Below are 23,915 nucleotides of genomic sequence, written 5' to 3'. Positions count from 1 at the left end.
TGTTAATGAAAAACCCGGCACAAATATTTAGACTTCGACTTGTTCGCTTTCTATTTTTGAGTTCCAGTTTTCAGGAGCGCCAACTTCTATAATCAGTGTGCCTTCGTTTTGAGGTTCAGGTATTTCGGGATATCCCTTCGATTTGATGGTCATATTTACTTCCCGTATCACATTCGGAGAGAAAACACCTTTGATTGTACCTGCCCAATATACCGGTTGAGGTTTTGATGCTATTGTTCCATCAGCATACTCATATCCGGTTGGAGCCCATCCTGTAAGGATAATAAAATACACTCTTGCCGGATCTGCGTTAGCATTAGTAGCTTTTCCCTCTGCCTTGGTAGCATTTGGCAATACGTGAATATCTTTCCATAGTGTAAATTTACTATCTACAATAACTTTTGGATCATAGCCTGTTGTTGGATCGGTATCATTATAAGTACTTGTTCCACTGGAACCTATCATAATTCTGTTAGCATCGGAAGCAGTCTCATAAATACCACCGGCAAATGATCCCAACTTGAGGCCTATACCAACAGGCATGTTTCCTATAGCGATAAAATTGCTGGCATTAGCAAAGTCTACGGTGCTCAATTTTGGCGCCGAGTCTTTCTTGTCAGTTTTATCTACGCGTACACGCATCAATGATATTTCTCTTTTCAGCATTAATGGGGAAGAAGAAAGGTCTGTCGTTTTTCCTTCTTCTATTTTTATATTTGAAGAATATGCTGTGAATATTTCTGAAGCAGGCGAGTATGCAGCCGTTTGAGAGAAAGTATGTCCGGCAGGCAGGATAGATTCTTTCAGGTCGATAAACAATTCAGAATTAAGTTTTTTATTCAAAACATTGTATGCATCAAATTTTGCCCAAGTTGTTCCGCCATCGAGTGAAGTAGCTACATTGTCGACATCGCTCTTGATATTAGCCACGATTGCCAGATCATAAGTACCCTGAGGTACATTTGTCCATTTAAAAATCTTGGTTGAAGATGTTGATGGATCTATAACATCTGAGAAAGCAACAGCCCCACTCACTGAGTTATATAAAAACAATTGTATTTTGTTCACGTTGCTCCAACTTGTAACGGGGATAGCTGTTGAAGATGCATCTTTGGTGGTAATACCATCAAAGATGACTTCAGTAACTAAATTTCCCGTATTTGAAGGCACCGGTACATTTTCATTGCCACCCGGTACATTTTCATCGCTACCACAAGACGACAATAGCAAAATGGCAGAGGCCAGGCTAAATAATACTTTTTTCATTTTTCTAATTTTTAATTTAAAATAGATTTTAGATAATATAGTTGATTAAAAAACGAATAATCTCTCTCAATCCAGTTTCTATCAATGTCAAACAACATTTGTTAATATACAATTCAATCAAATAGCCTTAACATTGAATAATTCATTTTGCCTCATGTTATATTATTGATAATATTATTATTACCAGTTTGTAATAATATTATCATTCTATTAATTTGTCTGTCACTTTAGAAGTGACAGGCAGAAGATAGACACTGATATATAAATAGCTGACATATAGTATATAAAATACTAACCCAACCTTCAAATAGTTTTACAAACTGTCAAACAAATTATTTATCCGAAAGGATATATAGTATGTAAATTCATAGCTATTAATTTGAATAATAGCTACTTGAACTTGATGCTATATATATAAATAAAGACAGGAATGATTTTTTTTACAAACATTTGTTAAACATATTGAAAACTTGGGTGTTATGGGAATTTTATATTTAGAAGAGCATTTAAGATGTATAAACTATGACCATGATAAAAACCCCGCAATAGAATTTGTCTCTATTGAAGTGGGAGAATCATGGGAAAATCAGTCTTTAGGCAATAAACTAATATTCTTGTTAGATGGAAGACTTATTTTTTCGTTTGGAGAATATTCTGATTGTCAAATCAAATGTAAGCAGATATTATATCTTCCTACAGGCTATAAGTTTACTTGTAAGGCTTTGGAAAAAAGTAATTTCTTTGTAATATGTATACAAGGGCATACATGTTTTTGTGATAACTATCATTTCAAAGATCTTGAGAAAGACGTCTTATATAAGGTTAAACGCTCAGCCTCTACCGGAAATAGTATATTTACATTGGAGATGAATGAATGCTTAGAGAAATATCTTAATAATTTACTTGATTACATACATATTGGCGTAAAATGCAGATCTTTCTATCAACTGAAAATAAAAGAGTTATTTCATATCTTCCGATGGTTTTATCCTAAAAATGTCTTGTGGGAGTTCTTTCAATATGACCTGAAAAGCGGAAATGAGTTTGCAGCATCTATCATGGATACCTGGTATAAATACAAGTCGGTAGGAGAGCTCGCTAATGCCATGAATTATACAACTTCCGGCTTCGAAAAACGATTTAAACGTATATTTGGATTGTCTCCATATAAATGGATGAAAGATCAGAAAGCTAAAAGAATCTTTCATGAGATAAGAAATACCAATCAAACCTTTAAACAGATAAGCTCTGATTTCGGATTTGCATCACTGCCGAGTTTTAATGATTTTTGTAAAGCTAATTTTGGAAAGCCGCCGGGCAATATAAGAGAAAAATAATAAGTTTGGCGGAAAATCAGAATAAGTGGGTAGCTATTGATAAGGTTTAATATTAAAATTTAAATAAATTTGTGTATCCATTTTTAGGCTTCTGCCTGTCACTTCTAAAGTGACGGAGTTGATGGTAAATAATCTACTGGTTGTAAAGATACACATTTAACATTTATGAATTGACATATTTATAAATATTTTAACAGTTTTTTGATTAATTATGCATATATACTATTTACTAAAAGATGATTTTTCTTAGAATTACAACAAATCCCGGCCTGCCCTTGTAGAAGGCAAGAAAAAACAGGAGTTAATATCTTATGAGTTCTGCAAGGTTATAAGATTGATAAGTACTCAGTCTGTCGCAAACAACTGTTTTCGTGCATTTATATCTATAGAAGCAGAAACAATATCATTTGCATTGTCTAATACGGAACGGTCTAAAGATGCTAAGTAAGTATAAGTCGTTTTTTCATTATTGTGACCTAAACTTTCACTTATTACCCATATAGGCAAATTCTCCTTTTTAGCCATTGTCGCCCAACTATGACGGGATACATGTGTGGATAAGGATTTATCAATATTGGCTTTAGCTGCTAATATCTTGAGATACCGATTTTGTTGGCGCAACCCACTCTCATAGTACAATCGTTTGGACTTATTATCATCGTGAATAATAGGAAATAAATAAGGAGAGTTCTTCACATCGTTAGCAAAGCTGTCTATCAGTAATTGTAATCGGGGTGTGATCTTAATTTCAATCAATTGGCCTGTTTTTTTTCGATAATAACGGATGAGCTCACCTTGAATATTATCTTTGCGCAAATATGCCATATCTACAAAACTCATACCGCGGGTATGAAAACAAAAGAAAAATAAACGCCAGGCTTTATACAGACTCTCATCATTTACTGAATTAACTGCTTTTTCACTGTCGGGAAATTGAGAGAATTTCAGGTTATGCAGTCGCAGAATTTCATCCTGATCAAGCGCTCGTTTCCGTGTTTTATCTACTCCTGTATAAACTTCCCAAAATGGGTTTTCGTTCTTATTCTCTACAAATCCTTTGCGAACGGCTTTATTATAAATAGCTCGTAGATTTCGCATGTAAAAAGAAATAGTATTCAAACTACGTCCTTTTTCTTTCATAGAGCGCTCATAGTTTCGAATAAGAAAGTTGTCAATTTGAATCATAGGAATATCTTTCCCTTTATTGAATTCTATAAGTCCATAAGCCGCAGTTCGGTAAGCCCGGGCCGTACGCTCTTGTCCGAGGCGGATTAATTCACAAGATAATTGCCTAACCAGTTGCTGAAGACTTATATCAGAGGAATCGTCTCTAAAATGGAGGGCAATATCCTCCACATCATAATGTCCATCTTTCTCCAATGCACACACAGTCTGTTCAAACAGACTTTTACTTTGTTTCAAATACTTTTCTGCTTGAAGCACATACGATTCTCTATCAGGATATTTATGCACTATTCGTTGCTGAACAGCATCCCATTCTTCAGGATATAATTTGAACGGAATACTTAACTGTTTAATTTTTCGATGATGGATGAATCTCATATTCAAACTCCCAACATAATCCGCTCCTCGAGATGAGGAACGGTAGATAAAAGACATAGTCGCCATTATTAAGCTCTTTATATAAATACTAAAAAATTAATTACTTAAATATTTTAAATAGATTCATGTGGTATTAATAGTCACACTCTTGAGACATATTCTATGATAAGACAAAATATATGTATGGGAATTACTTTCCCTATATAATTATAAAATCAGCCTCCCTCGACTCAACTTAAGCAGGGAGATGATGAATCTCCATATTCGGATATATAAATGCCTGACATTGTCAATATAGGGAATGCCCTGGTCTCTACCTTCGTATGTTTAAAAGCTTTTTTTAATGTTTTTAGACGGATAAGAAATACTCTTTTGCATAGGCTATCCTATAAGATTTACATATTTAAAGCCTATAATCCTTCCTCAGAAATCTGTTTGTAAGCAATTATGATCTAAAAGCTATATGGAGAATCATATAGCGATACCAAACAAACCGAAATCATCGTAAAGAGGATAGTGTCTCTTACCGTAGTCTTCACATTCTTAAAAAAAATTTTATATCTTCTTTTGTCTGTCGTCTTTTGGCCTCATCTCTCTTTAATAGTAACCTTTGTTTCGTTAGGAAGCAAACCCAATGAGTGAAGCAAACCGTAAATCCTGGATTGTTTATACTTAATCCAGTATTGGATTGTATAAATTCCTCTGTAATAATATTTATCAGTACTAATATATAAACCCGCAATATGCAGAATCCTACTTTAGGGATTCTTTAAGAAACTCTTTCTTTTCCCAATTAAACGTAGCGGATTCACCTTTACTGAATCGAAAAAACAATATAAAGCCTTATCTTAAATTTGTATTTACCAGTATAACTTACTCTAAGCTATAGTCATTTTTCTTTATGGTCTATGATTTTATATGAATTAGACATAAAGATAATAAGAATATATGTATGTCCTATTTATCCGGAAGCTTTTAATCTGCCTTTTTCTGAAATAGACGATTGTTCGTCATATTTTAAATTAAAAAAACCGCTAAAATAGCGGTTTTTCTTTGTGGAGCTGGAGGGAATTGAACCCTCGTCCAAACAAGGAACTAATTTGCTTTCTACATGCTTATCTTCGCTTAAATTGTAGGGAGTAGACAAGACCGAAGCCACCAATCTAAACCTTAGCTTCTTTATTTCAGATAAAAGCCGAAGCCTCTCCTATCCTATCTCCGATTTGCCTGCACCACCTTATCGGTACGCTTCGAAGCCACAGCTTCCGGGTGATGTCTTGTCCTTACACCTGTGCAAGGATTAAGCTATATCTACTATACTTCGATTAAGCAGCAAGAGCGTAATTGTTATTGCCAGTTAAATTTGTGACGTCTAAGATTATAGTGCCAGCCGACTATGCACTGCATGCTTACAAACCATTTCATCTCGCTGTCAAAGCCAGTCAGCCCCATTGGTTTATTTACAATTGATATACAACATTTTAATATCAATCTAAGATATCGAGTAATGTTTATTAATACAATATCTGCTACAAAGATAATTCTTTTTGAGATACATAACAAGTTAAAGAATATCTATATCCGTACATATGATCTTTTGATACCCCTACTTCTTTGGCGTCAACACTTATAAGGAGCTCTTTGGAATTCTATTTACTCGAGAACTCCCTGCCAAAACCTATTCTTGAGATTTCCGTAAATAACTGTCTATAATCTTTTTATATTTTCTATAAGAGATGCATAGCAATCCGGCTATCACCAGACCTATCAATGTAGTGAGAATAATGGTAAAATCGAATTGCATCTCCCCCGCATAACTATGCATTCCCCCAAGAAAGTAGTTCACACCAAAATATGTCATCAACACTGTGGAGAATGACAGTAGGCCAAAGGCATGAAAGAAAAACAGATCTGTAAATAGCTTCAGATTTTTCTGGTGAATAACCAGACTGTACACAAGAAATGTTATCAGCGCCCATACCTCTTTCGGGTCCCATCCCCAATAACGTCCCCACGATATATTTGCCCATACAGCGCCAATAAAAATACCGGCGCCCAAGAATAAAAGACCGGGATAGAGACAGATCAGACTGTAGATTTTATTCTGCTCCAACTTTTTCAGAGTATCCCCAACATCTTTATTCCTACATAGAGCTATTTGTATCAATGAAATAAGACTATTAAGCATAATAAAAGCCAATAGTGTATAGGCAAGCATAATCACTGATACGTGAATGCTTAACAGTGGGGAAGAAAGGACGGGTACCAATGGCGTTATCCGGGGATTCATCATACCCAAATGAGCGACCAAAAGAGAACAGCCCGAGATTAAGTAGCCGAATGATACTATCAGAGGCATTTTGTGTCCTGCTAAAACAGCGATCAACATGGCTGACCATGCAATAAGAAGCATCGTTTCAAATCCGTTACTGAACGGCAATCGTCCTCCTATGTACGTCCTGACACCAATAGAAAAGGTATGCACGATAAAAGATAAAATAAGCAGAAGGAAGAATATCTTATCTGCATGCTTAACCCTCTTATCCGCCAGAAAAAAGACACATAAGAGAGACAATAATCCCAGAGTAAGATTTATTTTAAACAAGATCGAGGTAAAATTTACATTGGTATAAAAGATCTCTATATCACGATGCAGGTCTGAAGGAAGCACTTCCGCTGCATTCGCTTTCTGATAATCACTTATCGTTTCAAGAGCAAGCTTCGCATTCTCTTCGCTATTGACCGAAATTGCCTGATAATAAGACAAAAGAGAATTCCTTATCAGTTTTATATTTTTCTGTTCATCTTTAGTCCTGAGATTTTGCGTAGGGTAAAACCACTTTACATCATTATCAATCTTTTGCGGATATATCTGCAAAAGGCTCCCGTTATGAAGAATATTGATTAATTGTATCTTCTCGTCCAGCTTTTCCACCTCTTTGAGTAAAGACGTTTTTGGCGAATTACCGGTCAAATCTTTCCAATACTTACTTAGCTTATAGTTACCTTCCGGATCATAGAAATCTATCAATGCAGCTTTTTCGGTCTCGGCATTTAATTCTTCTTTCAGCATACCATCCTTTACCTCGAACAAGGCTACCTGCTGCCATTTGTCAGGAAAAAAGAGAAATCCCATCAGGAACTGATTTGCATCGAGATAACTGAATGATGTCTTTCCTGTAATTTTCAAAGTAAAATCATGGGCAAAGGTTGTTACAGGGCTTATTCTTCCATCGTACAGCATCCATAATTTACAGAATTCCTTTGCTTGCTTTTTGTTTACGGACAAGCTATCCTTAGTAAGAATCTGAGAAAAACAGGATACCGGAATAATAAATAATATGATTATCAATGCTTTTTTCAGGAGGGGATGATCCAGTAACTTCCGGAAAGCATTTTGGGGCGAGAATAAATACCAGATCATCGCTAAAACGAATAAGACATAACCGGCATAGGTAAGAGGGATCCCCCAACTATCATGGTTGACACTCAATATACTTGTTCGCCAATCGTCTTCGAAAGACGACTGATAGAAGCGGTAGCCATTGTAACTGAATATATTATTCATAGACACCTCCCCTATCGTGGTTTTACCCGAAAGTTTATCCATTATAGAGAAATGCGAAATATAGTCGGCCGGAGCATTCGTCCCTGCATAGTATGAAACATAGAAAGTATCCAGCCGCATCCGGAAAGGTAGCTCAACGGTATCCGCGTCAGCCTGCATTTTGCTACAATCCGTATCTTTATTGAGAATAACATAGCCATGTTCGGCAAACAGTTTTGTACAAAAAGCCCCGGCTAGTATCAGTATAAAGGAAATATGGACGAATAGTAACGGTAAATTCTTATATATCTGACCTTTTACGATTCCCATAAGACTAAGTACAACCAATAATCCCCACAAACCGGAAAACCACCATGAGCCGTATATATGAGAATAGGTATATTCCGAGCCATGACTCTTTTCCACAAAGGTTGCCAAAGCCATAATAACGGAAAGGACAAAAACACCCCAAAAAGGAAGCTTCTGCAATGAGAACAATGCCAGCAATCTATTTTTCATCTGTCAAGATCAGAATTTTTCAAACCAGTTCGCTTCTATTTTTTTTGATTGCAATACATTCTATTTCTATCAGCCATCCCGGACGGCAGACAGGAGCCCAGACGATTACTTTAGGCAGTTCTTTATAATATTTATCAAGATAATCGGAAACTATCTGATAATCCGCCGTATCGCGCAGATATACAATCATTTTCGAAATATCATTCATCACCGCATCCGCCTCTGCGAGCAGAACTTCTATGTTCTCTATTGTCCGCTCTACCTGTTTTTCAATGTTGGTAAGATGTACAATTTCCCCTTTATTATCTATGCTGGCCGTACCTGATATGAAAATATGCCTGCGATCACCATAATCGACCGTAGTTCCCCGCTCGAAAGTCACCCCGTATTCATGGGTAGGATTCAGGTGAGTAGAGGCATGGAGATATTTGATTTGTTCCTGAGAAATACCTTTAACAGCATAAGCGTCCATCAATACCAATGTCTGAGCGTCAGTATACCGCCCTTCTATACCCGTACTTGCAATATAGTGAGTCTCTTTATTCAGGTCTTCCCTGTTGAAGCAGGCAATACGGGCCTTTACCATATCTGAGTAATGAACATCTACTCCCTGCACATATATCCAGGTGCGGATACAATTATCCTTCAACGTGCAGCCATGCAGATACAATGATTCCAGATATGTATTAAAAATACATTCCGTCTCGGCATACTCATCCTTCAATGATTTTTGCAATTGAGTATTATAGATATGCTTGAAATGAGGGCGCGACAAAACTGTTGTACCATAACCGTCTGTATATATTCCACTATCAGCGACAAAGTATGCCCATACAGATACTTTTGTTCCATTCAGAGGAGGCTGTTGTACAACAGAAACGGCAGCGTCCTCGTTCTTCCGGTTCAAAAATTGGGATTGATTGACAGCATCACTCACAAAGTACCGTTTCAATACCAATGCGGAACTATCTAATATGTCCGACTGTTGTAAACGTTCCAGTGCGGCTTCTATATCTCTGTACTGAATTTCAGCATTTCTATAGTTATTATTCAGCTCAATAATGGCATGATATTCTGCCACCCCGCCTTCGGGTAAGAAGCAACTTAAATTTATATTGACGGACAAGTCGTCCCATCCTATATTTATATATTCCATTTCTGTTTATGATTATTCACTTTTAGCCCCGCCTTTTATCCACTGCTCGACCAGCACAATATCATCATCTTTAAGTGACGACAGGCTCGAATGCTGATTGGGCAAGGCTTCGCCTTTCAATATATCCATCAGATAACTATTCTGAATATTCCCCGGGCTTATCCGCTTTTTATCCGTATTGTGCAATGCGGTTATGCCTACCAAGTCTTCATGGCTCTTCCCTTCGGTTAAATGCAGGCCTGCTGCGGCAAATCCGCTTCCCCCGTGACACTGGAGGCATTGAGAAAACACCTGTTTCTGCACCCGCCCAAACATTGCCAAATCGATATTTTGAAGTGGAATCTCAAAATCTTCCTTTGGCATACTGATTATCGGATAGGTATAAAAAGGATAAATCTTATAGTTACTATGCTCTTGTACGAGGTATAATGCCAGATATGTTGTATTCTCCGGAATATTAGCCAACGAGACCGTAACCACTCCATTATCTGAGGGTTTAGATATTACTTTCGATGATATTGGATACGCCAGATCATCGTTGAAAGATCCGAATACTATCTTATAGCTTTCAGGAAAGGCCTCGATGTGTGTAAAATGGAAACTGACAGAAACATCTACATCCGTTCCGCCCGAACTCTTATCTTTAGGATATATATCCCCACTATCGCAACCTGAAGTAATGACAGGCAATGAGACGACAAACAATATCCAAAATTTTATCAAATTATTCTTTCCCATGATTTTATTTATCAGAAAGAAAATTGGAACATTACCTGTGCAAAATGTTGTGCAAGGCCTAAATCATCATTATCCCTCTCGAGTTGGTTTTCGTGTCCCCATTTACCCAGATACTGGTACATAGCCTGTAATTTCAGGTTATAACCGACGATATAATAATTGAACCCTACTGCCGGGGCATTCAGGATACCATCGGTCCTGGATGAGTTGCGGTCGAAGAAATCATATCGCGCCGCCAATTGCATTTTCGGATTCACAAAATAACCTCCCTGAATATAGCCGCCGACAAAATCGTAAGAATGAGAAACCTGCTGCCTTTCTACAAAATCCATATTTAAATAATAGGCTTCTGCCGAAATATACCAGCGATTATATAAATAGGAAAACTCCAGACCTGCACGAAAATCATTACTTGCCTGCCAGTTGGCTTCCACATTGTAAGAAGAAGAAAGCGCAACTAAAAATTTATTATTATTCAAATCATCGGGGCTTCCCTGATGGGTAGGCATCACACCTTTAGGCATATAAGCAATACGCCCCGAGTATAGCAGTGATGGGATGTGCAGATCGTCGCTGATAGTCTTCTTCGCGCTATTCACTGTTATGCCTGTTCCATTAAAAATGCCGACCCTGTATTCCCATTTATTCTTGATCAAGCCATGTACCTGTACACCAAGATCGAATCCGGTCGCAAAATTAGGATTGACTGAATTTATAGAATATGGAATATTAACCGGAGCAGTGAGCGAAACAGGTAACGATGGGAAAAGCGTTTCCCCCAATGTCACCAGATAAGCCTGATTAAAGGGAGTTTTAAATTTCCCCACTCGGAAGCGCAATTCATCTTTCAGATTGAGGTCTGCCCATGCCTGCTGAAGCAAAGCATCTCCCGACTGAGCCGCATTCAATGTAAGATTAAACGTTACTTTCCCGAAAGCCTTTCCGGCAAAGCCGATCAATGCGTTTCCTATCTCAAAGCCGCTATTGGCTACATTGTCCTGATCGTCGGCGCCAATCTGCTCATCATCGTAGTAATTCATCTTGGCCGACGCCTGTACAAGAGCAAAGGGCTTAAAAACAAAGTCCCCGGCCTTACTTTCGAAGCTGAATCCTTTCTTTCCGGCAAGAGGGATAACATCGCTTTCGATATATTTATCATTATTATCACTCTCCTGTGCTAATAAATTTACGGATAGAAGTAATCCTGCGAATAATAAAAATCTGAATTTCATATTAATGTATTCTTTTCTATTTAGTTTAAAGTGAATTGAGGAATATCTGCAAAGCGTCCCTGTCTTCTTTCGACATGCGGCTGAACAACTCCCGCGACACACTACCCTCGCCTCCATGCCACATGATAGCCTCAAGAAGGTTCCGGGCACGCCCGTCGTGCAGAAAGTGCGTATGTCCGTTTACAGTTTCCTGCAAACCAATACCCCACAACGGAGTTGTACGCCACTCATAGGTATAGGCGGCTCCCGATTTATAACCGCTGTCCAGCTCACGTCCCATATCATGCAAGAGAAAATCGCTGTACGGATGTATCGTCTGGTTGCACAGCCACGGAAGGCGTGTCCCGTTCAACAAAACAGGGGCATCCTGCCGGGTGTGTAAAGTCGGGGTATGGCACAGATGACATTTGGCTTTATAGAAGTTCTCTTCGCCTTTTTTCACCAGTTCATGCGTAACATTCCGCCGTGCGGGAACACCCAATGTGCTCAGATACAGATCGACATTCTCCATATCATGCGTTGATATCTGGATACCGTAATGTGAGTAACCAACGTTCTGAGACTGCCCTTCACTCACTTCAAGCGGGTAGCGGTCGTTTGTAACTCCGAGGTCGGACGAGAAACCTAATTCTACAGTCAGGTCTGCATGATGTGCTTTATTCCCGCCCACTCCTATCATAGTTTTGTTGCGCTCCTGTATGACGGCAAGCCGTCCCGAAATTCCGTATTCGGGATAGTTGCTTTGTGCAGCCAAGCTTCTCAATTCATCGGGATCGAGTGCCATTATCTGCCCCATACCTACATGCCGGAGAGGGATACGTACATCAATAATCAGATCTTCGGGTTTTATTTCATCGGCATACCATTCCGAAATAGAATAATGAGGAGTGATAAGGGAATACTTTTCACCATCAGGAAAAGAATACTCTTTCTCTTCATAAGTTACCTTAAGCTTTCCCTCCGGTTCAACCCCTACAATAGATTGATCATGCAAGACTCGTCCATATTGACGAAAAAAGGCTCCATTCTTTCGTGTAATATAAGCAAGCATAGAAGAGAAGCCATATTTACCGGAACCTCCTTCCGAAAAAAGAGTGGGATAAGTCCGCCCTGCATTCTTATGGCAACTTCCGCACGAATAACCTGCATAGAGAGGCCCAAGCCCTCCTTTGTTCGGATCGGACTGGTCTGTTGTCCGGGGATCATCATAAAGTTGATCTCCCAGATTGAATCGGGTCAACATATCACCCTTCACCCACGGCGCAGGAGTATCATATGCCCTGATCCCGGACATAAATACGGTAGATGTTCCGGCCGATAATTCGTCCGGATGTGCAACTTTTCCATTGGGCTTGTAAATGATATCATCGTCGTTGTCGCTACAAGCAGTAAATGCCGTGATGCAAAGACACATCACGACACCAACTTTTAAGAATTTATATCTTAACATAAATAGTTTTTCATAAATCTGTCAGAATCTAAGTAATATTGTTATTCCCTGATTCTCCTATTTGTTGATTACTTAGTATAGAGAAAAGAGATTATTAATCTTTCAGCTGTTTAATTTTCTCGAAACTCAATTGTAAATCGGTACAAGCATCTATTGCCGCATCCACTTTAGCTCCGGTCAGATTGTTACGGAAAGGGCGTTGCATCCCTTCATTAATCGCTTTATAAGCTTTATCGATTGCCGCAGTAATCTCTGCATCTAAAACTGCATTCTTAGACTCTACAAAAACAGACATGCTGTGTTGGCTTCTGTTGGATGTAGTTTTATTCAATCCCCCGAAATACGAGTTGCGAATACTGATGATATTGTTTGCATAGTCATCGATTGAGTTCCAGCTATACCATGACTCCACTTCGAGAACCGCTTCGTCGGTTCTTCCATCCAGAGCCAAATCTCTCGGAGCTCCTATTTTCTGGGCGGCTACCTCATCTGCGATTCCGGCACATCCTTCAATTATATTATCAATGGCATCATCCATTGTGGCAAGGTCAACACCACTGCTTGTTATTGCATTCTTGAAATTATAAGCAAAATTGTATTGGGTAGGATCTTCGTCAAATGTATTGATCACAGCCTGATCCTTTGCACTGATATTTTGAGTTCCATTCCATGCAGCCCACAACATGATGCAGTCGTTTCTAAGGTATTCGGTCGCGATTACTAAATATTGGATTTCTGCTTCGGAAAGAGGTGTAGTGGAAAGCACTTTAGGATTTCCATCCGAGAATATCAGATATTCGATTGTGTGAAAACCGTGAACGCCCGGGTCCATAATCTTATCGATAGTAATACTTCCGGAATTGATTATTTTATCTATATCTCCTTTCTTCAGAGGCCATGAGTCCAAAGAAGGGTCGAGACCCAGCCTGTCTGCCGGTCCGTACAAACAACTTTCACTTTGCTCCCAGGGGATACGTGTGGCACGCCAGGCTGCACAGACTGCATTCAGATTTGCTTGTGTTCTTCCTGTACTGGTACTGAATGTTTGCACCGCATCGTAAAGGGTCCATGCCTTATTTTTCATATCTGCATAGGTAGGAAGTATAACATCGTCTGTATACACCTTTAGCACCTGGGTAAAATCATATCCATACCCGTCATCTGTAAATTCACCTTCAGGACTGTCTTCACCGCATGAAGAAAAGAAATATAAAGCAGAGAACAACAGTAAAAAATAAACGCTTAATTTTTTCATTATTTTTGGTTATTATGTAAAATTGATATTAAAAGGATTCGGATTAATTTATATTCTTATTTTTTGAAGAACCACCCGGTATACACCAAAGCCAATCCGAATGTATTCTCATCATTATAGTTGCCCCCGTCAAGCCTTCTGTTCGAATAATCGGCTTTCAGCACCATATTAGGCAACAGGTTATAGTTTACACCAAATGTGAATATATTCCTTTTGTTTATAGGCATTTCGGCCATACCTTCCTCTACATCCTCAGCACTATTGTAGTACTCATATCTTACGAAAGGCATCAACCTCTCTTTTGTCTTGAAGAACGAGAGTATATTATATCCGGCCTCAATGGAATATGTTACAGCATTTTTAGCCACAGGTGTGCGGGGAAAACCTGTATTCTTCGATACACTTTTGTTTATTTGAGATACTCTCTTCGATGCGCCGAGGTTTCCATATACAAAATTACCCCTCACAGCCAGATTCTTTGACAGGTATTGGGCATCCGCCGAAATGATGCTGACAGGAGCTTTTATTCCGGTCATCTTTTGAGGTTTACTTGCATTTTTTGCCGTATTCCCATAATATCCCGATGCACTCAATCTCAAATTCCTGATCCCTTTATATTCTACCCTTCCGGCAACTGCGGGATTGGTCATCGTAGAACTTTCAAATATGCTTTGACGCCCGCCTTTTATCCAATTGGCAGATGAAAAACCATTGGGATCAAGCCCGTTAACAAGCATCAGTTCATATCTGAACCCGGAAAAATAACCGAGTACCGATATCCCCGTTTCATGCCATGTGCAAGGTAATATCGTAGATTCTCCCTCCGGTCTGGTTGTTCCGAAAAAGAATATGGGTTCGTGATGCGCATTCGTAATGCCGACAGGAACTATCATATGCCCTGCCCTGATATTAAAGGCATTACTAAACCGTTTGGTTATATGGAACTGCTCCAGTTCTATTTCACCACCTTTCTCTATCTCCGTTTCATATTCTCCACCTTCTTCATATTCAAGTTCCATCGCAGAACCTGTACCTCCATATTCTATCTCAAGCTCTGTGGAAAATACAATATCAGGCCTGAATTTATATTCGAACGAAAATACGGCTCTGGGTATTGAGATATAAGAGCGTTTGTCGCTTGGTGCCCCTGCCGGATCTTTATACCTGTCGGGACCATAATCCATTTGCTGAAAGAGAATTTCTCCGTATCCGCCAAAACGATATTTATTGTAATTCCATTCGGGAGGAGTATCTGCTGCGATTGTATCGCTTTTTTCAGGGATAGCCTCTTGCTGGGCTAAAATTTTATTACAGAAGAGGATTGATAGTAGTATTAATAACGTAATCTGGGTCTTCATAAATTTTATCTATTTATAATAGACGACAAATGTACAGGTGTTAATTTTATCTAACAATCACTATTTTTTATTATATTTTGATAAAATCATACCTACATCTAGGTATGATTTAGTTAAGAAAAACAAACTTTTCACTACAGAATAATATTTGCATACTCGATTTAAAACCATATAGGCGATATGAATGGTATAAATAAGAGAAATAGATAAAAAAGCTCTCTAAAAAGACAAATACTCCATAAACCTACCCTTCAGACCGCCATATGCCTTAAACAAATCTTATACTATTAATCAATTAAATACAGGATATATCTTTATAACATATCCTCCGCCGGGAGCCATCGAAACAGGCAATTTACGGCTTACCGGAATGTCAATAACCTCTTTCCTGTAATCGCGGGCGGCTTTACCGGCATTCACTCCATCCTTAAATACTTCACCTTTGAACCTGCCTTCACCCAGAAAAGACAGATCCAGTTCAAGGCTTCGTGCATCCCAGTTAGTCATGGAGCCGACATACCACACATCTCCTTTCTTACGGGCAATACTTATATATTTCCCTATTTCCCCGTTCAATGAGATTGTGTTATCCCAAATAGTTGGTACTGAGGCGATATATTCTGTACATTCTTTCTCTCGCATATAATTGGAAGGATTATCGCAAAGCATATTCAGAGGAGATTCGAATATGATATATTGTGCGAGTTGGCGGCAGCGCGTACCCTGACTCATGGCTTCACTATATACAGACCTGTAATTGCTCTTAGTCGCGTTACGCATCGCACCCTGGGTATAGTCTACCGGGCCGGCGACCTGACGGATAAACGGCATTGTAACATCATAAGTTACCTGATCGGTATCTGCATCCCATTTCATCTGCTCCAGCCCGAATACACCCTCAAAATTGATAACATTGGGGTAAGTGCGTTGCAATCCCGTCGGTTTATATGTACCATGATAGTCCATCAGCATTTTGTACTTCGCGGCAATCTGAGCCCCTTTGCGATGGAAGTCCACCATCAGTTGATCGTCTCTATCCATAAAATCCACCTTGAATCCTCTTATTCCCATTTCGGAATAATGTTTACAGATACCCTCCATATCACGATTAAGCGCCCAGTATCCTGCCCATAAAATAAGCCCTACATTTTTCTTACCGGCATAATCTATCAGTTCTTTCAGGTTTATTTCCGGTACAACCTGCATTAGATCGGCTTGCAAGTTCACAGCCCATCCTTCATCCAGAATAACATATTCAATACCGGATTTTGAAGCGAAATCAATATAATACTTGTAAGTTTCGTTATTCACCCCTGTCTTAAAGTCCACACCATACAGATTCCAGCTATTCCACCAGTCCCAGGCTACTTTTCCCGGCTTCACCCACGAATAATCTCCATGGGCAGGGCTAGCAAGTTTATAAACCATATCGTTATTAGTCAGTTCATAATCTTCCGATGAGATGATTAACGCACGCCACGGAAATTCCGTAGCCCCCTCAAATTTAGCAATATAAGGCTCTACAGATTGCACCTCACCCTGTAACATATTATGGCCGCCTTGCTTAATTTCATCCGGATAAGGAGCAAATACCCCGGAGAGAGTATTACCTCCTGTCATATTGTACAGGTACATGCCCGGATAATTCATTAAATCGGCCTCTAGCAGACATACCTTTTTTCCGTTAGCGCCTTCAACAATCAATGGTGAAAAAGCCAAACGCCCTTTTGTCCATTCAGATAAGATACTATGTTCATATATATTTTCGAACGAATTATAAAACTGCATTTCAAAAGTTGTGTTCTGATAACCGGTCTTAGCCCTTTTCGACTGGTTATCCCTCACATAAGGGATAAAAGCCTTGGTATCGCCGGGGAAATTAAAATCGGCTTGTTCATTTACAACCACAAAAGGTTTCTTCGACGTAGACACAAAACGATAAGCGATACCATCATTATATGCCCTGAATATCACGCTGTAGTCTCCCCTGAATTTTAAGGAAAGCTCATTGTAACGATCTTCAATCTTGTTCTTCTTATAAATAAGGGCGTCGATAGTTTGATTTATTGTCCGTGTCGATGATTTTTCCAATTCAGCATTGACGCCATAATTAAATCCGTCGCCTAGAGTCATGGAGGCAGCAGATCTGTCAAGCATCAGATCTCCTTGATGAAACACAGAATACTCTATGGTTTTACCTATAGATATATTAACTTCAATCTTGCTATCAGGTGATTTCAGAGTAAATTGCTTTTGTGCCAGGATATCCACCTGACAAAAAACTAAGCTTATCAATAGAATCAAAAAAGTATTATTTCTCATTGGTTTATTGTATTCTTATTTATAAATAATTATTTGGAAAACAAGTTGAATTAAGTAATTGATTGCAATTAATGATATATTTCAAACTTTTTCAACCCTATATTTCCTCTTTTCACTAATCGTTTATTTATCAAGCACATATATTCAAAAGGTAACAAAGGTAACAGAAATATCAGTTAGCAGCGAACAGTCATCAGTTAATAACTTGCATCTCGTGCCTTGTCTACTCGTATCTCATATAACTTAAAACTTACTACTTGTTAAAAAGTAACAAAGGTTACAGTTTTCGCTCAATTTCCGATAGTAGCTTTTTATCTTTCGCATATCACATCAAATAATTTACATACAGATAATTAAATTCATTATTTATTACAAAATTCAAAGTATAAAAATCATATATATAAATATTTTATAATTGTTTCCGGGTTGTCTATATCTTGCTGCGACTATTTAATAACCTCACTATATTCTCAACCGTTCTCTCCACATTTTCTGCTCCTTTCCTCATTGCTTCCCCGATAGTCATTGCACCGGGTACAATCCCCAAGATAGCATCAAACCCGATACTGTACAACTGTTCGATTCCCTCTCCTATATATCCGGCAATAGCTATCACTGTTTTATCTGCCGCTTTAGCAGTCCGTGCCACCCCAAAAGGTGTTTTCCCGTATTGTGTCTGAAAATCGATACCACCTTCACCCGTGAATACTATATCCGCTTTTTGTACGATTTCTTTCAGATTGGTATAATTGATTATAATATCAACCCCTTTTTCCAAACGGGCATTGGTAAAGGCTAACAATCCGGCTCCCAAACCACCTGCGGCGCCGGCGCCGGGTACATCTTTCACTTCTTTTTTCAAGTCCCTGGAGATAATCCCTGCATAATGATCAAGCGCATTATCCAGAATCGTTACCATTTCAGCAGTTGCGCCTTTTTGCGGGCCAAAGACAAAAGACGCTCCGGTCTTGCCGCAAAGCGGATTTGTAACATCACAGGCCACTTCAATATCCACATCTTTCAACCTCGGGTCGAGTGAAGAAATATCTATCCTGTCCAATCCGGCTAGTGCAGCCCCTCCCGGGGGAAGCTCCCGCCCTTCTTTATCCAGGAATTTCGCTCCGAGCGCCCGGGCAAAACCCGCACCACCATCATTGGTAGCACTCCCTCCTATTCCAAGAATAATTTTATGAACACCCCTATCGAGACATGCTTTGACTAATTGCCCCGTACCATAAGTCGTGGTAATGAGTGGATTTTTTGTATTCTCATCCACAAAGTGTATTCCGCTGGCAGAAGCCATCTCGATAGCAGCAGTTTTGCCAGTACCCATAATTCCATACCGGGCTTTTACTTGTTTACCCAAAGGACCTGCAACGTCCAGTTCATAGATAGTCCCGTTTGTTGCATCTACCAGCGACTGCATTGTACCTTCTCCGCCATCGGCCATCGGTACTTTTATACATTCCGCGTCGGGTAAAACTTTCTTTATCCCGCGTTCCATGGCATCACAAACCTGCTTCGCAGTCATCGAGCCTTTAAATGAATCGGGAGCCAGAACAAAAACGGTATTTTTCATATATGATAAATATTTGTTTAAACTAAATTATATAAAGTATGCGATTGTATTGGGGTATTAAATGTTCTAATCTTCTCGACATAGTTCTATTCTTAATTTATATTGGGAATTTTAGCTCAATCCTGCCGCGCCCTCCCGGGCTTGTCCTCACTTTTGGCATTGCCCAAAAGTAAGCAAAAAGCTAGCGCTTCGTTCCTCGGCGACCTGTCGTCGCATTGCGGTCACGGCCTCGTCCCGCAGGCGGGGTACCCAATCCGTAAAGCGAAGGTGTAGAGCAAAATACGGTAGCTGTTATACATGGCTGATAATCCAGCGAAAAATGACCCCGTATTATTTTGCTCCACCGAAGCTACGGTTTTGGGTCGCCGGGGGATGCAGCCTTGATTTTTTGTTTCGTTTTGCATCAAGGCAAAATGAAAAACAAGCTGGCCGGCGCGTTAGAAAAAAAGAACTATTCTATATAACAATAAACATTATTCATTCCTCAAAATATAAACCCATACAGAACTGTAGAAACAATTGTCATAACCCCACCTATAATGGCTTCATACGGAACAACTTCCATACGCTCCTTAATCGACATATACATCGAACCTGCCGTTACATGAAAGTAATTCCCCTGAGGAAGCTGGTCTATCACCGTTGCCCCTGTGTGCACCATCACCGCCGCCGCAATAGGTGCCGTCCCTATATCAAGAATAGCTTTACCGAAAGAACCCGAAGCTAATATCACCCCTGTGGATGTCGAAGCTGTTGCTGCCGCCATCAATACTCCTGCGATAGGGGCAAGAAACGTCCCGGAAATTCCGGATTCATTGATAAGAGCCACAATCCTTACAGATAAATCCGATGCGGATATCAATCCGGCTATCGCTCCCGCACCTATCAGTATAAGCACAGTTGCCGTCATACGGTTCATACCACTTGCTGTATAATCGAGTATTTTCTTTGCCTTTCCCATTGCCATCAACCCTATTATCCCGGCTACAGGGAGTACATACATCGCATCCAGTTTCAGACTTTGCAATGCAGGAATACCTAAGATAGAACCAATAGGATTAATCATTAACAGTAATATCGCAACAGCCGGTGCAACAATCGCTTTCCGAAAAGGGGGATAATCCGAGGTATCGGCAGGCATTTTTATATCGTTGTCCTTTATCTCCGATCCTTTATTCTTAATCATCGTAGCCACAAAAACAGTCACAAGCAATCCGAAAACCGCAGGGATAAAGCCATAGAGCATGACATCACTCAACTCCACCCCGAAGCCATTGGCAACAGCAATAGAATTCGGATTGGGAGATATTACATTACCAGCCTTCCCGCCACCCGAAAGAGCCAAAAGAAGGGCTATCTTGGAAAAACCCATTGTTTTAGCCACAGACAAACCAATCGGGGCAACAATAAGCACTGCTACCGGGATGAATACTCCTACAGCCGTGATTATCATAGTCGCCAAGGCAAGGGCAAGAATGGCTTTACTGCCTCCGAGCTTCCTGACGATAGTCTGCGCGAGGGTTTCCGCAGCACCCGAGTCCATCATGACCCCGGCCAGTACCCCGGCTGCCAATACCCTGACTACAATACCGATAATGCTTTGCGTTCCATTAATGATAATGGTGGTCGTTTGCAGGAAATCCGCTCCGCCGATCAGGGAGCCTGTTATCGCGCCCAGGAATAAAGAATAAACAGGATTCAGCTTTTTTAAAATCAGGATGATCGCTATCGCCAGACCGATCAAGGCTCCATACCAGTCAATGGTTGCTGCTTCCATATATAGTTTATTTCAGGTTCTTGATCCTTATGTTTTTAAACTTAACAGGCGAACCATGCCCCAGGAAACCGATATGTCCCTTTTTGTTGAATAGTCCCGGATGGTTTTTCTTATCAGGCATCCCGTTTTTAGTCGCTTCTCTTATATTTCCGTCAAGGATAACAGTTCCGTTAAGAGTTATCTTTATGTTATCGCCATTAGCGACAACTTCCTGATAATTCCATTCTCCGACAGGCTTCAGATATCCTCTCTTGGCCGGAATAATACCATAGACCGAACCGTGGTACTGATACACGGCTAGATTGCTGTATACAGGAGCTTCATTGTCCAGAATCTGCAGTTCCATACCAACATAAGCGGCATCACCTTCCATCGGGGTACGGATACCCAAACCATTGTTTGCGCCGGAGGTCAACTGAAACTCGAAACGGAAAATAAAGTTAGAGAATTCTTCTTTCGTATATAAATTTCCTCCGTGGGCGCTGCTCGGATGCAGAGATATACAACCATTCTCCAAAATATAGTCAGTTACATTTCCTGTCCACTGATCCATATTGGTACCGTCAAAGAGAATATAATACCCCTCCTTTTTTTCTTCATCCGGGAGCTGGAAAGGTTTAGGAGGAACTAAGCTACTCAGATGATCACGAATAGCTTGTTTCTGATATTCAGCATCCGGATTATCAAGCACAAGGATGACCTTATTTAATAAATCTTCCACATTTTTTCCTGCAAAATCTTTATTGGCCAGAGCTATCGTCATTACAGCCTGGGCAGCCTCCTGTTGCACAGACGTGTCATCAAGATATTTTCCTGCCGCCAGCATTGCGGGATATACGTTGGTCTTACCAAGCTGGGTCAATATAGATTTCTTTTGCGCGGTAGTTCTGGCCAGCGACAAGGCAGTGTTAAGATACCCGAACCGTTCTTCCGCCTTGACCTGAGGGTTAGAGACAAGCCCTATATATCCTGATAAGGAGCGGTCAAAATAGGCGGACAAGCCGGCATCTTTACAGATAGCCAACAAGTCTTTAGCTGCCTCCATACCTTTCCAGTCAAGCAAGGAGCGAAAAGCGACTTCCTGAGCTTCGCCAGTAGAATTTTTGAAACCTTCGGATATTATTTTTAATGCCTGTTTGTCTCCGGTTACCGCTAAGACAGGATAATACAGGTATTTTTTATCTGAAGAAGTTTTATCCATCTGGTTAATAACCAAAGTCACCTGCTTATCTGCAGGATATTCCGATAATGAATTTATTATAGCTTGCTGCACCGGAAATACGAAAGAAGCATCGGATTTTTCCAGCAACCCATACAGACCGGATAAATTACCGGAGGTACTGACATCTTTCAGCGCTGCATAGGCTGCCGTCTTTACTTCTTGTGAGTCCGATGTCAATAAGCCGAATACTACATCACCATATTTCGACGCTTTTCGGGCTGCCAGTAATTCCAAGGCGGCAACTTTCCCGTCATTGGTCGCCTTATCCATTACGGGAACAATAGCAGCAGATATATTTCCATTCATAGATAACAGGCCATTTTTAGCCATCGACACAACTTCTTTATTATCAGATGCCAGCAAATCCGCCAGAGCCAGTATAGACTTATGCCCTCCGATTCTGACCAAAACATCTATGGTCGCTTTTTTCAGGATCATATCATTGTTTCCTAATTGCTCAATGAATATATCTGTAGCGAAGGAACCTATTAATGCTTTCTTCTTTTCATCTGCGCACTCCTGTAAAAACCAGTTGGTAATATCCGTCTTTACTGCCGGCTGCGCCTTTTGCATTGTCTTTAACAGTTCCTTATACATATTTCCGGAAGCAAATTCCGATGCAAAATTCAGAGCAGCAAACCTATAATTCCTGTTATCTTCTTTGAGTGCAGCCTGTAATAACTTTAACGCATCGCCGGGATTGGCGCTCATCAGTATTTGCAAAGCGGATTCACGCGTATGTCCCTGACCTGCTTTTTCGGCTTTTTTCATCAAATCATTCGCCAACTTCGCCACATCTTTTGCGTCACCCTTATCAAGTAATCTTTTCAGCAGTGCGATGTAAGCCTCTGTCGCTCCTGATTTATCCACCGCATAACCCGCCTTCTCCGCGGCTAAGGACAAATCTTTTAAAGAAGCCTTTGATCCGCATCGGCTTAAAGCATATAATGTGGCTTTCCGGGTATCGTCGTCCTTATCATTGCCCAATATAGCAAGCAGTTTCCCTTCCGCGTCTGCTACCTGCATTTCAGCGATAGCTTCGATAATATCTTTTTTCGCCTTTTGATTAGCCGCCGTAGCAAGAGCATCCAACAGTGCCTTGGCGGCATTATCGGATTTGATCGAAACCAATGCACGACAGGCCGGGCCACTTAAAGATTCATCACTGATAAACGACGACAGTTTTTCCACAGATTCATCTTTTCCTACGATTTGGAGCTGACGGATAATAAAGGCTTTGACATCCTTATTATCAGTCATATCCAATGCTTTTATATAAGCATTAGAAACAGTTATACGATTTGCGTCCTGTCCCTCAGCAGAAACATAACAGGACAGCCCGTTGAGGGCATACTCCACCTGAGCATTGCTTCCTTTACCGGGAGGATTCATCATTTTTATCAGCTGAAAAACACCTTCTTCTTTTGTCGAAGCCAGATCATTTAACAGCAGATTGTATTGTTCCGCATTCTGAACCGGCATCTGTGCCAGAACATCAGCAACGATAGTCTCAACCGTTCTCCCCACCGGAGTCTGGCAAACAGCCATGAGACAATATATATAAGCTAAACAGAATAAATATATCTTTTTCATA

General features: G+C 40.0%; 14 protein-coding genes and 1 other RNA gene. 1 reads left to right on the top strand and 14 read right to left on the bottom strand.

Annotation, left to right across the window (positions count from 1 at the left end):
• Positions 1-27: 27 nt before the first annotated feature.
• Positions 28-1,266, bottom strand: coding sequence for a FimB/Mfa2 family fimbrial subunit (locus tag HMPREF9455_RS11965; RefSeq protein WP_006799961.1), 1,239 nt, complete (start codon positions 1,264-1,266; stop codon positions 28-30).
• 479 nt (positions 1,267-1,745) lie between these two features.
• Between HMPREF9455_RS11965 and HMPREF9455_RS11960 the strand changes: the two genes are divergently transcribed.
• Positions 1,746-2,603, top strand: coding sequence for a helix-turn-helix domain-containing protein (locus tag HMPREF9455_RS11960; protein WP_006799960.1), 858 nt, complete (start codon positions 1,746-1,748; stop codon positions 2,601-2,603).
• Between the two features lie 345 nt (positions 2,604-2,948).
• Here HMPREF9455_RS11960 and HMPREF9455_RS20730 read toward each other — a convergent pair whose 3' ends face one another.
• The 13 genes from HMPREF9455_RS20730 to HMPREF9455_RS11895 form a co-directional block, all read right to left on the bottom strand.
• Positions 2,949-4,166, bottom strand: a complete 1,218-nt coding sequence (locus tag HMPREF9455_RS20730) for a site-specific integrase (protein ID WP_169312445.1) — start codon at positions 4,164-4,166, stop codon at positions 2,949-2,951.
• A gap of 1,053 nt (positions 4,167-5,219) precedes the next feature.
• Positions 5,220-5,616: a transfer-messenger RNA gene (ssrA, locus tag HMPREF9455_RS21080) on the bottom strand.
• A gap of 228 nt (positions 5,617-5,844) precedes the next feature.
• Complete coding sequence (locus tag HMPREF9455_RS11945) at positions 5,845-8,232, bottom strand: cytochrome c biogenesis protein CcsA (protein WP_006799958.1); 2,388 nt, start codon at positions 8,230-8,232, stop codon at positions 5,845-5,847.
• A gap of 19 nt (positions 8,233-8,251) precedes the next feature.
• Complete coding sequence (locus HMPREF9455_RS11940) at positions 8,252-9,388, bottom strand: Rid family hydrolase (RefSeq protein ID WP_006799957.1); 1,137 nt, start codon at positions 9,386-9,388, stop codon at positions 8,252-8,254.
• Between the two features lie 12 nt (positions 9,389-9,400).
• On the bottom strand, positions 9,401-10,126 hold the full coding sequence (locus HMPREF9455_RS11935; RefSeq protein WP_006799956.1) for a hypothetical protein: 726 nt from the start codon (positions 10,124-10,126) through the stop codon (positions 9,401-9,403).
• Positions 10,127-10,137: 11 nt separating this feature from the next.
• Positions 10,138-11,358, bottom strand: a complete 1,221-nt coding sequence (locus tag HMPREF9455_RS11930; RefSeq protein ID WP_006799955.1) for a porin — start codon at positions 11,356-11,358, stop codon at positions 10,138-10,140.
• Positions 11,359-11,383: 25 nt separating this feature from the next.
• Positions 11,384-12,772: a di-heme oxidoredictase family protein gene (locus tag HMPREF9455_RS11925; protein WP_006799954.1), complete on the bottom strand. Its 1,389-nt coding sequence runs from the start codon at positions 12,770-12,772 to the stop codon at positions 11,384-11,386.
• A 130-nt stretch (positions 12,773-12,902) separates the two neighbouring features.
• Positions 12,903-14,063 (bottom strand): imelysin family protein, encoded by a 1,161-nt coding sequence (locus HMPREF9455_RS11920; protein WP_006799953.1) that lies wholly within the window; start codon positions 14,061-14,063, stop codon positions 12,903-12,905.
• 56 nt (positions 14,064-14,119) lie between these two features.
• A complete protein-coding gene (locus HMPREF9455_RS11915) occupies positions 14,120-15,421 on the bottom strand; it encodes a hypothetical protein (protein ID WP_006799952.1) in 1,302 nt (433 codons plus the stop codon).
• A 291-nt stretch (positions 15,422-15,712) separates the two neighbouring features.
• Entirely contained in the window at positions 15,713-17,743 is a 2,031-nt protein-coding gene (locus tag HMPREF9455_RS11910) for a retaining alpha-galactosidase (protein WP_006799951.1), read from the bottom strand.
• Positions 17,744-18,173: 430 nt separating this feature from the next.
• Positions 18,174-19,322 carry a glycerate kinase family protein gene (locus HMPREF9455_RS11905; protein WP_006799950.1) on the bottom strand — a complete coding sequence of 383 codons (1,149 nt, stop codon included), beginning with the start codon at positions 19,320-19,322 and terminating at the stop codon, positions 18,174-18,176.
• A gap of 484 nt (positions 19,323-19,806) precedes the next feature.
• Positions 19,807-21,099: a GntP family permease gene (locus HMPREF9455_RS11900; RefSeq protein WP_006799949.1), complete on the bottom strand. Its 1,293-nt coding sequence runs from the start codon at positions 21,097-21,099 to the stop codon at positions 19,807-19,809.
• 7 nt (positions 21,100-21,106) lie between these two features.
• Positions 21,107-23,914 carry a 3-keto-alpha-glucoside-1,2-lyase-like domain-containing protein gene (locus HMPREF9455_RS11895; protein ID WP_006799948.1) on the bottom strand — a complete coding sequence of 936 codons (2,808 nt, stop codon included), beginning with the start codon at positions 23,912-23,914 and terminating at the stop codon, positions 21,107-21,109.
• Between the last annotated feature and the right edge of the window lies 1 nt (position 23,915).

The sequence above is a fragment of the Dysgonomonas gadei ATCC BAA-286 genome (assembly GCF_000213555.1).
In the GTDB taxonomy this organism is placed as follows: domain Bacteria; phylum Bacteroidota; class Bacteroidia; order Bacteroidales; family Dysgonomonadaceae; genus Dysgonomonas; species Dysgonomonas gadei.
The sequence above is the reverse complement of the archived record's forward strand: the minus strand, read 5'-3'. Positions and strand labels throughout refer to the sequence as shown.

Excerpts from the sequence above, each read along its gene's own strand:
- HMPREF9455_RS11960 (WP_006799960.1), top strand. The coding sequence starts at position 1,746 with ATGGGAATTTTATATTTAGAAGAGCATTTAAGATGTATAAACTATGAC.
- HMPREF9455_RS11910 (WP_006799951.1), bottom strand. The coding sequence starts at position 17,743 with ATGAGAAATAATACTTTTTTGATTCTATTGATAAGCTTAGTTTTTTGT.
- HMPREF9455_RS11915 (WP_006799952.1), bottom strand. The coding sequence starts at position 15,421 with ATGAAGACCCAGATTACGTTATTAATACTACTATCAATCCTCTTCTGT.
- HMPREF9455_RS11945 (WP_006799958.1), bottom strand. The coding sequence starts at position 8,232 with ATGAAAAATAGATTGCTGGCATTGTTCTCATTGCAGAAGCTTCCTTTT.
- HMPREF9455_RS11900 (WP_006799949.1), bottom strand. The coding sequence starts at position 21,099 with ATGGAAGCAGCAACCATTGACTGGTATGGAGCCTTGATCGGTCTGGCG.
- HMPREF9455_RS11895 (WP_006799948.1), bottom strand. The coding sequence starts at position 23,914 with ATGAAAAAGATATATTTATTCTGTTTAGCTTATATATATTGTCTCATG.
- HMPREF9455_RS11920 (WP_006799953.1), bottom strand. The coding sequence starts at position 14,063 with ATGAAAAAATTAAGCGTTTATTTTTTACTGTTGTTCTCTGCTTTATAT.
- HMPREF9455_RS11905 (WP_006799950.1), bottom strand. The coding sequence starts at position 19,322 with ATGAAAAATACCGTTTTTGTTCTGGCTCCCGATTCATTTAAAGGCTCG.
- HMPREF9455_RS11930 (WP_006799955.1), bottom strand. The coding sequence starts at position 11,358 with ATGAAATTCAGATTTTTATTATTCGCAGGATTACTTCTATCCGTAAAT.
- HMPREF9455_RS11925 (WP_006799954.1), bottom strand. The coding sequence starts at position 12,772 with ATGTGTCTTTGCATCACGGCATTTACTGCTTGTAGCGACAACGACGAT.
- HMPREF9455_RS11965 (WP_006799961.1), bottom strand. The coding sequence starts at position 1,266 with ATGAAAAAAGTATTATTTAGCCTGGCCTCTGCCATTTTGCTATTGTCG.
- HMPREF9455_RS11935 (WP_006799956.1), bottom strand. The coding sequence starts at position 10,126 with ATGGGAAAGAATAATTTGATAAAATTTTGGATATTGTTTGTCGTCTCA.
- HMPREF9455_RS20730 (WP_169312445.1), bottom strand. The coding sequence starts at position 4,166 with ATGAGATTCATCCATCATCGAAAAATTAAACAGTTAAGTATTCCGTTC.
- HMPREF9455_RS11940 (WP_006799957.1), bottom strand. The coding sequence starts at position 9,388 with ATGGAATATATAAATATAGGATGGGACGACTTGTCCGTCAATATAAAT.